9 protein-coding genes are annotated in these 12,745 nt (G+C 35.3%); all 9 read left to right on the top strand.

Going from position 1 to position 12,745, the window contains the following annotated elements; all coding sequences use genetic code 11:
* Positions 1-458: 458 nt before the first annotated feature.
* The gene (locus tag HOY35_RS08285) at positions 459-4,943 is read left to right on the top strand and encodes a WxL domain-containing protein (RefSeq protein WP_249641514.1); all 4,485 of its coding nucleotides are present in this window, start codon (positions 459-461) and stop codon (positions 4,941-4,943) included.
* A gap of 530 nt (positions 4,944-5,473) precedes the next feature.
* A complete protein-coding gene (locus tag HOY35_RS08280; protein ID WP_172212276.1) occupies positions 5,474-6,205 on the top strand; it encodes a WxL domain-containing protein in 732 nt (243 codons plus the stop codon).
* Between the two features lie 98 nt (positions 6,206-6,303).
* Positions 6,304-7,395 carry a DUF916 and DUF3324 domain-containing protein gene (locus tag HOY35_RS08275; protein WP_172212274.1) on the top strand — a complete coding sequence of 364 codons (1,092 nt, stop codon included), beginning with the start codon at positions 6,304-6,306 and terminating at the stop codon, positions 7,393-7,395.
* Between the two features lie 357 nt (positions 7,396-7,752).
* Positions 7,753-8,295 (top strand): hypothetical protein, encoded by a 543-nt coding sequence (locus HOY35_RS08270; RefSeq protein WP_172212272.1) that lies wholly within the window; start codon positions 7,753-7,755, stop codon positions 8,293-8,295.
* Positions 8,240-9,742: a helix-turn-helix domain-containing protein gene (locus HOY35_RS08265; RefSeq protein ID WP_172212270.1), complete on the top strand. Its 1,503-nt coding sequence runs from the start codon at positions 8,240-8,242 to the stop codon at positions 9,740-9,742. The genes HOY35_RS08270 and HOY35_RS08265 overlap by 56 nt, the downstream gene beginning before the upstream one ends.
* Before the next feature lie 260 nt (positions 9,743-10,002).
* Positions 10,003-10,944 carry a PhoH family protein gene (locus HOY35_RS08260; RefSeq protein ID WP_172212545.1) on the top strand — a complete coding sequence of 314 codons (942 nt, stop codon included), beginning with the start codon at positions 10,003-10,005 and terminating at the stop codon, positions 10,942-10,944.
* Positions 10,934-11,428 (top strand): rRNA maturation RNase YbeY, encoded by a 495-nt coding sequence (gene ybeY / locus HOY35_RS08255; RefSeq protein ID WP_172212268.1) that lies wholly within the window; start codon positions 10,934-10,936, stop codon positions 11,426-11,428. Before HOY35_RS08260 ends, ybeY begins: the two co-directional genes overlap by 11 nt.
* Positions 11,409-11,813, top strand: coding sequence for a diacylglycerol kinase family protein (locus HOY35_RS13490; RefSeq protein WP_249641513.1), 405 nt, complete (start codon positions 11,409-11,411; stop codon positions 11,811-11,813). Before ybeY ends, HOY35_RS13490 begins: the two co-directional genes overlap by 20 nt.
* 24 nt (positions 11,814-11,837) lie before the next feature.
* On the top strand, positions 11,838-12,737 hold the full coding sequence (era, locus tag HOY35_RS08250) for a GTPase Era (RefSeq protein WP_249641512.1): 900 nt from the start codon (positions 11,838-11,840) through the stop codon (positions 12,735-12,737).
* The last annotated feature ends 8 nt before the right edge of the window (positions 12,738-12,745 follow it).

Here is a 12,745-nt window from a genome sequence, read left to right as displayed (position 1 = left end):
AATAACCTGCTTCCTGTAAGTATATGCTTTATCGGGCGTGGACTTTGGTAAGGCGGTTGACTGTAGTTTCAGGTTTGCTGATTAGAAAATCAGCTTTAGTTTTGTAGCAGCACATCTTGTGCTGCTTTTTTTGTTGCTCAAGTTTGCTGTGAATATGGTCGTTTTTTTGTGAATTTGGCATTTTTTCCGGAAAACAATGCCAAATTCTCCTTAATATTTATCAGTCCAATTTATTGTAGAATCCAAAAGATAAAGTATGCGTTGTCTATATTCTGAAACGATTTTAAATAGGAGTCGTTTTTTTTTGATGTTGATAATAATTGAGCGTGATAGCTTAGTTGGTATTTTTTTATTTTTATTTTATAAATAAGGAAATAATAATTAAAAATAATTGTTTATAAGTTGATATAATAGCTCAGGGAATTATATTCTATTTCGGAAGGAGACTTGAAAGTTAATTGAAAAAGATTTTGAATATTGTCTTCACGCTAATCATGTTTTCTATGATTTTTTCTGGCTCCCTAGAAGTAGGTGGAGAATCATCAGTAACTGATGAAAAGCAAATTTCTAGCAATTCTGAAATAATAAGCAGCATCAATATGAACGCAAAAGGGTCAATTGCAGATGTGATTAGCAATGCAAATCAAAGTAAAGTCATTGTTGTACCAAGTCCTTCAGAGGATGGGGGGCCCTATCAAGAGTATGATGCAAATGAAGCGGGCTTTAAAATGGCACTTTTTGATTTATATCAAAATGGTAAGAATGCGGATTTTGTGATTTATATTGGGACAAATATCTCACTTTCAGCAGCGACAACAGCAAAGTCAATTCCAATGGCGCCCTCCGCAACAGATATTACGCTTTATGCACTACAGGGAAAAGCTAGGAGTATTACATTTACGGGTGCAGCATCAGACACTATTTCTGATAGTACGGTCTTACCAGGTGGTGCCAAAGCATTAAACTTTGGGACTAATACTTATTTTGGCAGTAATATTAGTCTTAGAAATCTGGCTTATAGTGCTTCAAATTTTTATATGTATGGGCACGATTTAAATCTAAATGGTGGCTCTGTTGGGAATGGTGTTTCAATATATGGTGGCGCTGAATCAGAGGATATCTCTGGTAGTCCAACAATCAATGTAAATGCAACAGGCTCTGGGACATGGAATATTTATGGTGGTAATCGAAATGGTGGCACATTAACCGGTAATACTTCAATTAATATTACCAAAACCGTAGGCGCAATTGCTAACTTAGTAGGCGGCTGTAATATTGGAACGGTAAATGGCAGCACTCAAATTAATATTTCTGATACGAATGGATCGATTAATAATATTTATGGTGGTGGTGTTGGCTCTAATGCATCAAGCAGGGCTAGTGTTACTGGTGATGTTACGACAGTAATTAATATTACAAATCCTAGCTCAGCATTTCAATTAGGTAATTTTTATGGTGGGACCAACTACGGTGATATTAGCGGTCATATTACGACTAATATTTCAGGCTATGGTCGTTTTAATACTAATCGATTTGTTGGTGGCTCAATGGTGGGTAATATCGGTTCTGATCGTAATAAGGATGCAATTACAACCAATTTGGATACCAGTCTATATAAAGGGGGCTATGCAGATTTTGAGGGTGGTAACCGAAGCTCAGGAATAATTACAGGTAATATTGTGAACACAGTGAAAGCGGGCACAAGCTCATCTAGTGGTGGTATTGGCGATTTCAATGGTGGTGGTGGCAATAATATCAGTAAATTATCTCAATCCAGCATGGGCGCATCAAATCAAACAGTATATGATGCCTATACCTCTGATCAGCGTAGTGAAATTGCGAGAAATTCGGCGGCTTTTAAAGTTTTTGGCAATATTACCTCTAAATTAATTAGTGGTTCCTTTTCGAATGGTGCCAATTATACGACTGCGGCAGGACGTGGCGGCTATATTGAAGGTAATACAACAATTGAGGTGGGCACGTCAACTACTGATGGTAGTCCTGGTGGAGCGGGTTTGGCTTTTCGAGGAAGTAAGCCAGTTGACCTTGCTTATTCTACAACCAGTAAAAGTCGAGGCTTAGATAGTGATTGGGATATTGTTGGCGGTGGCGGTTCTCCTGGAACGGCATGGGATATCTATATTAAAGGCAATACTAAAACAATCCTAAATAATACAGTGGCTCGCTGGACCTATGGTGGCTCTTTCTCTGGTGTGGTCGAGGGTAATACTGCCAATACGCTAAATTCAGGTATTGTCGATACACTCGAGGGCACAGGCTATACAAGCAGACGCGTTTATGGTAACGGTCAAAGCACTGTAAACGACGGTCAGGTCGACTGGTTTTTATCAGGCGGCGGCTGGGATGACGTTAAAATTATTGGTGATGTTGGCGTTATTGTCAATGATGGCGTAATTAATGCCTCATTGGGCGCTTCTTACGGTGTGTCAGACGCTCATACTGTGACTGGAAATTCGGACAATAGAATTTACGGCGGTAATTTTTCTGGGACACCAAGAACTGGCTCTAACGGTTTTTCAGGTGGCATTACTAATAATGGCTCATTACTGGGTGATGCAAGTCTGACAATAGATTTAAGAAATTATGACGGTGAATTTAAATTACCAGCTGGGACTTATATTTCAGGTGGGAATCCATATGGTAGCGCTAATATAGTTGGTACGAATAGCTCCAATAAGATTACGCTAAATATTTTTACCAAGCCCGGTTCAGATGTATTAAATGGTGCAGATATTTATGGCGATGGTGGTTATTTTGCAAATAGTACTAAAAGCGGTGCAATAAATGTCAATATCCAAGCGACTGGCTCTAAAATTGGTAATCTTTATGCAACAAATTATTCAAATATTTCGTCTGATAATAAAATTTTAAGAAATGTTACGATGAATATCCAGGGCGCTCAAAGTATTAATGGTCTTTCAGGTGGCTCAGCCAAGGATGATTTCAATAATGCTATTGTAAGCAGCAGTAGTAATCAAGTTATTTTTAATTTTGGTCAGAATGTTGATGGTACAGGTAATTATCAAACCGATGATTTAAGTGCAACTGGCTTAGGTATTGTAAATTTTACTCAGCTCAATATCACCAATGGTATCAAGCTACTGGCTAATGGTGGCAATATCAATAACGGTCGTTTAGCGACTGCGGTCACTCATGCATCAGCCTATAATCAATTTGGTAATATTCATCTTTCAAAGGGGAGTGGTATCGGTATTTTGTCTCCTGCTAATCTAATTTCAGGTGCTAAATTAATCGTTGAGGATGCAGCAACGATAGAATCGCCACCTGGAGCAGGAAAAATAAATATTTCAGATTATGAGGCACCCGATGATTCAAAGGATCACCTGACTTGGATTAAAAATACAGCTGAAGATACGGAGCTTCAAGCTGATAGTCAAGGAACTTGGTTTGGCAATGTTAAGGCATATCAAGTATTTACCATTAATCCAACCGTTAGTAATGCTACTCATATTACGCCGATTAATTTTTCAGGAATTGAAAAAGCCACTGGAAAAACCTTTATTGGCGATAATGATATTAAAAGTCACAGTGCTAATGGTTACGGTATAGCAATTCCAGGTTCAATTATTGATTATGAAGTGGAAACACCCGGTGTTGCAGCAGGCACCGGAGATATTACGCATAATTTATCACAGATTAAGGTTAATAATCTGCCACTGACAATAGAGGCGTGGGGAACTGATGCTGCCGGCTTAAAGGTTAAGAAGGGGCGACTATTGATTCCAGCTTCAAAAGGTATTACACCCACTCTTAGCTTTGTGCCTGAAACAGAGCAGACTGGCTCGTGGCTATATAGTGGTGAAATTTCCTCAACAAAGGCTGGGGCTTCTAAAACAGTGATTGAGGAAAAACCAAATTCTGATCAGGTGGATTGGACTTCTCCAGATAATAATTACAGCTATCAAGTAAAGGTCAAATATTCAAATCAAGTTGAATTATCAGCTAAAAATGTCATTATTAATGAAGCTGAGGCTGCAAAGCTAAAAAATAAGTCTGATATTATTGATTTAACAGCTGGTGAAGGACGTCCATTTTTTGATGATTCAGCAATTACGTCGGAGCTGATTACAGCAATTAATCAGCCGCTTGCTACTGACGAGCTTTATCATAAGTATTCTATTGTTTACCAAGCTGGCACGACAGCTGCTAATAAAAAACAATTAAAGGTCAATATTGTTGTCGTTAAAGATGACGCGGCTATTTCGGATAATCGTGATTTTGCCATTTATGCCAAATCTGTGCGCTTAACTTTAGCACAGGCTCAAGCGATGATCGAGTCCTCAGATTTAAGTGCGTACACACAGGCAACGACTGTTTTTGCCAATGATGATCAGTCGACTAGCCCATCCTTGTCGGCTGAAGCCTTTAATAGTATTAAAAATGCACAGGAATCCGAGCTATTAAAAAACGTTTCGTCAACCTATTCATACTCCTATCAGGGTATTTCCTTGAGCAAAACAATAAATGTTGCTATCTCTGGAGAACTGAAGCTTTCAGAGGTACCAGATAGCTTTAATTTTGGGACTCAAAAAATTAGCAGCAAGACGCAGACCTATTGGCCGACAATTAGCGGTAATTTAATAGTAAAGGATACAAGAGGCTCAGAAAGGAGCCCGTGGAGACTTAGTGTTAAAGAGGCCGAACCATTAACTGCTGGAAAACGCGTACTAAATGGTTGTTTATCTTATGTTTTAGACGGAACAGAAATCGTTCTAGGAGAAAGCTCAGTTGTAATTGACCAGCGTGAGCTGACTGAAAATGGTGAATATATTGTCAATAAAGATTGGGGCGCAGCTAATCAAAAGGGTATTAAATTGACTGTTCCAGTTGAGAAGCAGTTGATAGGCAATTATCAAGGTACTCTTTCGTGGACGTTGGTATCAGCCCCAGATAATCCATGATTTTTAATCAATTAAAGGTTAATAGATGGCAAGATTGCTAAAAGTTTTTACGATGGATTTGTTATCAATGCTCGATTTTACAAGTGGCATTGATTATTAAATCAGGCTGGCATATTCTGATGAAATCAAAAACACGCTCTAATTTTTTGTTTAACCGGTCCAAGCAAGTGATTGATTAAAAAATGCTTAACGAAAGTAGCTCTGATTGTTTAAAATGATAAATTTTTGAAGGCTCTAACTTTCTAGCTTGCTTATCTTAAAAATAAATATTATTTATTAACAACAGATTTATTTCTACTACGCATTCTTGCTTTTGTGAGTCTAATGACTGCCGAGAGTATTTCTCAAAATAATACTTTAAAAGGCTCGATTATTTTCGAAATAGATAATACAAAAAACGAACCAGTTGATCTAACGAAGCCAGAAAAAACCGGTGAAACCAACTGAACCATCAGAAGCTAAAGCCTATACAACAACCTTGACTTGAACTTTGAAATTTGTACCGACTGAATAAATGGGAAGGAACAGTAATGAAAAAGATAAGCTATATATTTTTAGCCACATTATTTTTGAGTGCTATTGGTACTCAAACTTCAGCAGCAGAAGTAAAAACTTATGATTCAAATGGCGCAATCACCTTTGTCCCTAGTACAGATCCAATTGATCCAGTTGATCCATTAGAGCCATCGAATCCAATTACGCCAATTGATCCAACGAACCCAGATGGCCCTGAGCCTGGTACAAGTGGTCCATTATCAATTGATTATGCATCTAGCTTATCTTTTGGTGAACAAAAAATTTCTTCTAAAACGGAGACTTACTATGCAAATGCACAAAAGTATAAGAATGCTGCTGCAAATATCCTAGAGGGTCCAAATTTTGTTCAAGTATCTGATAATCGCGGAACTGAATCTGGCTGGACATTAAAGGTAAAACAAAATGGACAATTTCAAACCTCTGTTGGTCAAGTATTAACGGGGGCAAAAATAACATTTTATAATGGTAATATTGTTACAGCTTCACAATCGGCTAAGCCATCAAATTTTTCTAAAACATTAACCTTAGATCCAAGCGGCGCTGAAGCACTGGTGATGTCAGCTAGAGTAAGTGAAGGAGCAGGTACTTATTTAATGGATTGGGGCAATTCAGTGGATACAGCGAAAAAAAGTATTGCGCTTGAGGTACCTGGCTCAACAACTAAATTTGCTAAAAGTTATTCAACCACATTTACATGGGTATTAACTGATGCACCGGGGAATTAAAATAATCGATTAGATTTTACTATTGATGATTTTGTAAGTCAGTCTCAGCTTGAGTGCTATTAATAGCTTGATTTTAAGTAAAAGGAGAAATTTTTAAAATGAAGTACCGGAAACCAATTTTATTGAGTCTTGTACTCTTTTTCAGTTTATTAATTGGACTAACTAAGGTTAAAGCTTCCGAATTTAATTATTCTGTTACGCCTGTCATTCCCGATAATCAAATTGATAAGTCAAAAACCTATTATGATTTATTGATGTCGCCAGGGCAAAGTCAAACAGTTGAAGTTCAATTGCGGAATGATACTGAAAATGATTTAGTCATTGAAAACTCAATAAATAGTGCAACCACCAATTTAAATGGTGTTGTCGAATATAGTGATAATAATATTAAGACCGATTCTAGTTTAAAGTATAATCTTAAGGATTTAGCAACCGTTGAATCAGAGGTCACAATTCCTAAGAAATCAAGCATTATATTACCTATTAAGCTAATGATGCCAAATGAAAAGTTTGATGGTATTATCGCAGGAGGAATTACTTTTAAGGAGAAACCATCCGATGAAACAACTACAGCCTCCTCGGATGGACGGGGTGTAGCAATAAAAAATGAATATTCTTATGCTGTCGCTGTTTTATTGCGTCAAAATGAAAAGCAGCTTGCTCCAGAGCTAAAGCTACTCGATGCTTCAGCAGGTCAGGTTAATTCAAGAAACGTGATTAATGCCAAATTTCAAAATTCTAAGGCTGCCTATCTAAATCAGCTTAAATTAGAAAATAAGATTACGAAAAAAGGCAGCCGTAAAGTATTATTTTCATCGGAGGCTGAGCAGCTACAGATGGCCCCCAACTCAAATTTTTCTTACCCAATTTCGTTGAATGGAGAAAAATTAGAGGCTGGTGTTTATACATTAAATACTGTTGCCTATAGTGGTAAAAGTGACACAGGTCAATACGAGGTCAAAAACAGCGAAGGCGATATTGAAAAATATCAATATAAATGGGAATTTACGAAAGATTTTAAAATTGAAGCTAGCGAAGCAAAAGAACTAAATAGTAACGATGTTTCAATAGAGAGAGATTTTACTTGGCTGTATCTTTTAATTATTATTTTGATTGCACTGGTGATTGTGATAATATTTTTATTTTTCCGTAATAAAAAGAAAAAATCAAAGGCAGAAATAAATGAATAAAGAGAAAATAATACTGGAAACTGATTTATTAATTGTTTTTGACATAATTTCGATGATTAATCAGAGGTGAAGACAACTAAAATAATACTGAATTAAATTTTAGACAGCTATAATAATCAATAATGAGATTCTTTATTTCTAAATGATTATGTTTAATAAAATAAACGATAATTAATAACTTTTTTGATTAATTAAGAGTTTAAATTTGAATAATTATTGCAATAGATTTAACATTGGGACATAGTCTATCGTATTTATAATTTTTTTTGATTTTAAGCTTTATTAAACAAAGTGATTCCTAAGGTCTCTCCATTGATTAAAAAGTTGAGAAACAATTTAATTCATTGAGGAGAATCAATGTCTAAAAGATATAAATATGTAATACTATACGCTACATTTTTATCAAGTTTTTTTTTAATAAAAGAGTACTTAGCCAGTGCGGAAACAGTAATTTATAATCCTTTGAATCCTGCTGAACCAATTCAGCCTGAGGAGTCGGTCGTTGCTTTAATTCCAGAAAATTCAACGGCAACTAATCAAGAAGCTAGTGCAGTTGTTGAATTTCCAGTAACTAAAGTTGAAAAAAAAGTAAGCGTTAAGCAAAAAGCAGAGTTTGATAATTATATTTTACAAAGTCCAGTAGATGCCTTTCAGCCAGATGAAAAGTTTAGGCTACGGAGTATAAAATATAACAAACGCTATGCTTTAAATGAACATCTTTTTGAAGATGAAAAAATAACTATTGCTAACTCAGCCTCTCAAAATGGCGTTACGGGCGGAGGAGCCAACTCGAAATCTTTTTATCTCTCAGATGTTTGTTATTTATTATCCGGAGTTATTTTATTTGGAAAAAAGGAAAGAAGTGGGGACAGAATTTATGTTCACGATATTCTTAGATAAGGTAAGTAAAAGAAAGCTTTCATTATTAAGATATTTAGAAAATCAACCGCAATTTTTGGAAAGTAAAGAAAAATTAGTTGAAGCTTTGGAATTATCCGATTTTTTATTAAATAAAACAATTGATGAATTGAATCAAGATTTTATTGAAAGTGAATTAATAAATGATATTCAGGTTTTTTGTGATAAAAATAATGTTTGGCTCATTGAAAAACGAATCTTTTTTTCAAATGTAATAGAAACAATTTATATCCGGAATTCTATTTCGTTTTTATTAATTGAAAGCTTTTTTTGGGGAAATTGTGTCTCCATTTCCGAGTTTTCAGATCAGAAATTTATCAGTCATACAATTGTCTATAAGGAGTTTCGTCAATTAAAAAAGCTATTGTCAAAAATAGGGATTCAGGTAAATAAGAATTTGCAATTAGTTGGTAATGAAACTGCAATTCGAGATTTAATGTCTTTTTTGTTTTTATCAATTTATGAGCGAGATACAACTATTTATCCCATAGAAATTATGCAAACAATTGAAAAATCATTAGCAGTAATTGAGAACAATTACCCTGATAATAGCTTTACTGAATATGAATGGAGCCGCTTTATTCATTTTACCGCAGTTAATATCATTAGGGTTTCCTCGGGAAATATGATTAAGCAGGATTTGGCGTTAAGGGATTTTAAATTAACGCCTGAGATTGAAAAGCATATTGAAAAATTGACAACGATATTATCCCCGTTAGCGACTGAAAAAATTTTTGAAAAGCATTATAATGCTAAGTATTTACCAAATGAAATTTTAAGAATCGTCATATTTTTTGTCAGCATTAATTTATTAGGATTATCTCCCAAAACGATTGAGAAAAATTCAGAAACGGTTCAAAAAATGAATTTGGATTTTCAAAAAGCTGCTGCTGCTAACTTTAGTTTAAGTCCCGAAATAATTGATTCGCTAGGATCGGAATTAACTCGAATTCATTTTAATAGTATTTATGTTGAAATTGAGTCTTTGGATTATAAAAGGGACTTTGACATCACTTACTTTGCTGAAAATTATCCTGAGTATTTTTCTTTTTGCTTAGAGTATATTAAGTTAAATAAACAGAATAAATATATTAATCGTGCTAAAAGCTTTTTATTTCTTGAATATGTTTTAGTTTTAGTTAATACTGTGCCACTAAAAGACATTTTGAAGCCAATTAAAATATGTGTTGATTTCTCCTTAGGCAAAAATTATAACGAAATGATTAGGCGTAATATTGATAAAATCAGCGAATTAAATATTGAGTATCATTCAAAAATTGATGATCAAATGGATATGATATTGACTGATGTTTTATTTGATGAAACGATCAAGAGTACCTTTATTGTTTGGGCTAGTCCACCTAGACCAGTTGATTGGGGGAATTTTATGGAGGAGCTAATATTAATTAGGCGCTCCAAATCATTATAGCTAGAAATTGAAAATCAATTTCTGGCTTTTTTATTTAAAAAATATTATTTTTAAGAGCCGATTGCCAATAATCTGGGCTTTTTGAAGCGAATTATATTTAAAAAGTGCTTTTTTTGCTGTTCTCGTTTATAATTTATAATAAGGTGTCAAAACAAATAGGCTCGTTATTAGACTGAAAGAGTTGACTAGAAACAGCATTGCTAATATGTAAAAGAATAGGAGTTATTTTGACAGAAAGTTTAGAAGCAAAATTGGATTTTATGGTTGAAAATCCAGAGGAACTAATTGAGATTTTTGGCAGCCAAGATAAGAATTTAAAGCTAATTGAAAATGAGCTTAAGGTTCGTGTTTTAAATCGTGGCGAAAAAATCCAAATCATTGGACACCAAGCTAAGATTGAAGAAGCTCGTCAAATCATCGAAGCACTTTTAATTTTGGTGCGTCGTGGGCAAAAGGTTAATATTCCTGATATAGTGACTGCCATTGAAATGGCGGCTAATGATGAGCTAAGTCAATTTATTGGCTTATACGAAAAAGAAATAATTCGTGATAACCAAGGCAAGCCAATTCGAGCAAAAAATCTTGGTCAGGCCAAATATATTGAAACCGTAAGCAAATCTGCAATCACGTTTGGGATTGGGCCAGCTGGGACAGGAAAAACCTTTTTAGCAGTGGTGCTCGCAGTTGAGGCACTAAGAACTGGTCGGGTTAAACGAATTATCTTGACAAGGCCTGCGGTCGAGGCAGGCGAAAGCTTGGGCTTTTTACCCGGAGATTTAAAGGAAAAGGTTGATCCTTATTTAAGACCTGTCTATGATGCTTTATTTCAAATTTTTGGCACAGAGCATACTAATCGGTTGATGGATCGTGGTGTGATTGAAATCGCACCATTGGCTTACATGCGTGGGCGAACACTAGATGATGCCTTTGTCATTTTAGATGAGGCGCAAAATACGACTGTGCCACAGATGAAAATGTTTTTGACTCGTTTAGGCTTCAATTCTAAGATGATTGTCAATGGTGATATTTCGCAAATTGATCTTGGGAAAAATGTCAAAAGTGGTTTAATTGATGCCAAAGAAAAACTAACAAATATTAATGAAATCAATTTTGTGACTTTCAGCTCTAAGGATGTCGTTCGCCACCCAGTTGTTGCTAAAATAATTAATGCGTATGAAAGGTCAGAAGCTCATGGAAATTGAATTAATTGACGAAACGGGTAAGGTTTCGGCTACGGATCAGAAATCGATTAATAATTTATTGCAGTATGCAGCAAATTATTTGAAGCTAGCACCATCCAAGGAAATGCGTGTCACCTTTGTCGACAACACTACAATTCAAAAAATTAATTTTGAATATCGTGCAAAAGATGCGCCAACGGATGTCGTTAGTTTAGAATACCAACCAGAAGCTTTTGATTTTTCAGACCTTGAAATTGAAGCAGCAGAGCTTTCAGCATTAGATGACGAGCTAAACAGTTATTTAGGAGAGCTTTTCATTTCAGTGGATAAGGCGCATGAGCAAGCGGAAAGCTATGGCCATAGCTATGAGCGTGAGCTTGGTTTTTTAGCGCTACATGGCTTTTTACATATTAATGGCTATGATCATATGAATCAATCGGATGAAGAGGTAATGTTTGGACTACAGAAAGAGATATTAAATCATTATGGGCTTAAAAGAGAATAAGAAATATAAAAATAGAAATTTTATATCTTCCTTTGAGTTTGCTAAATCAGGTTTAATTACTGCTTTTAAGGAAGAAAGGAATATGAAAAAGCACGCCATTTCCGCTCTTTTAGTTTTTATTGGAGGGCTCGTGTTTCAAATTACACGAGTAGAATGGCTCTTTGTGCTGTTTTCTGTTTTTTTAGTGATTATCTTAGAAGTTGTCAATACAGCAATTGAAAATACAGTCGATTTGATTACGAATTATCATTTTCATACCTTGGCTAAAAGTGCAAAAGATATGGCAGCGGGGGCCGTGTTACTTGCTTCAATTCTTGCCGCAATAATTGGTATGATTATTTTTGTACCACATATTTGGCATTGGCTGGTTCAGTTGATTAATTAATTTTTTTAAAAGAATGGAGAAAAAATGACCTTTAAATCAGGCTTTGTTTCAATTATTGGACGTCCTAATGTTGGTAAATCAACTTTTTTAAATCATGTGTTAGGACAAAAGATTACAATTATGAGTGATAAGGCGCAAACCACTCGTAATAAAATTCAAGGTATTTATACGACAGAAAGTGAACAGATTGTCTTTATTGATACGCCTGGAATTCATAAACCGCATAATGCACTAGGTGATTACATGGTACAGGCGGCTTATTCGACTTTACATGAGGTTGATATCGTCTTATTTATGGTTGCGGCTGATGAAAAAAGAGGCAAAGGCGAGGATATGATTTTAGAGCGTCTTAAAAATAGTGAGGCTAATATTTTTTTAGTGATCAATAAAATAGATAAGGTGCATCCAGAGCGTCTCTTAGATATTATTTCAGATTATCAATCAGTTTTTGATTTTAAGGAGGTTATACCAATTTCCTCTTTACAGGGTAATAATACTGAGAAGCTATTGTCACTCTTACCGCTATATCTTGCAGAGGGTCCACAATATTTTCCAGAGGATATGGTAACTGACCATCCAGAGCGTTTTATTGTTTCGGAAATGATTCGTGAAAAGATTTTGATTTTAACACGAGAGGAAATTCCGCATTCGGTTGCTGTTGTGATTGATAAGATGAGCCGTGACTCAAATACGGATAAGATTTTGATTCAGGCGACGGTAATCGTTGAACGTCCTTCACAAAAGGGGATAATTATTGGCAAGCAAGGCTCAATGATGAAAAAAATTGGAACGATGGCACGGCGGGATATCGAGTTAATGCTGGGCGATAAGGTTTTTCTCGAGCTTTGGGTAAAGGTCAAGAAAGACTGGCGTGATAAAAAAATTGATTTGCAAGATTTCGGATATCGAAAAGATGATTATTAATCAAAATT

The sequence above is a fragment of the Enterococcus sp. MMGLQ5-1 genome (genome assembly GCF_013155265.1).
Taxonomy (GTDB): Bacteria; Bacillota; Bacilli; order Lactobacillales; family Streptococcaceae; genus MMGLQ5-1.
This window is presented reverse-complemented; position numbering and strand designations above follow the sequence as displayed.

Excerpts from the sequence above, each read along its gene's own strand:
- HOY35_RS13490 (WP_249641513.1), top strand. The coding sequence starts at position 11,409 with ATGGGCTTAAAAGAGAATAAGAAATATAAAAATAGAAATTTTATATCT.
- HOY35_RS08260 (WP_172212545.1), top strand. The coding sequence starts at position 10,003 with ATGGTTGAAAATCCAGAGGAACTAATTGAGATTTTTGGCAGCCAAGAT.
- HOY35_RS08280 (WP_172212276.1), top strand. The coding sequence starts at position 5,474 with ATGAAAAAGATAAGCTATATATTTTTAGCCACATTATTTTTGAGTGCT.
- ybeY (WP_172212268.1), top strand. The coding sequence starts at position 10,934 with ATGGAAATTGAATTAATTGACGAAACGGGTAAGGTTTCGGCTACGGAT.
- HOY35_RS08270 (WP_172212272.1), top strand. The coding sequence starts at position 7,753 with ATGTCTAAAAGATATAAATATGTAATACTATACGCTACATTTTTATCA.
- HOY35_RS08275 (WP_172212274.1), top strand. The coding sequence starts at position 6,304 with ATGAAGTACCGGAAACCAATTTTATTGAGTCTTGTACTCTTTTTCAGT.
- era (WP_249641512.1), top strand. The coding sequence starts at position 11,838 with ATGACCTTTAAATCAGGCTTTGTTTCAATTATTGGACGTCCTAATGTT.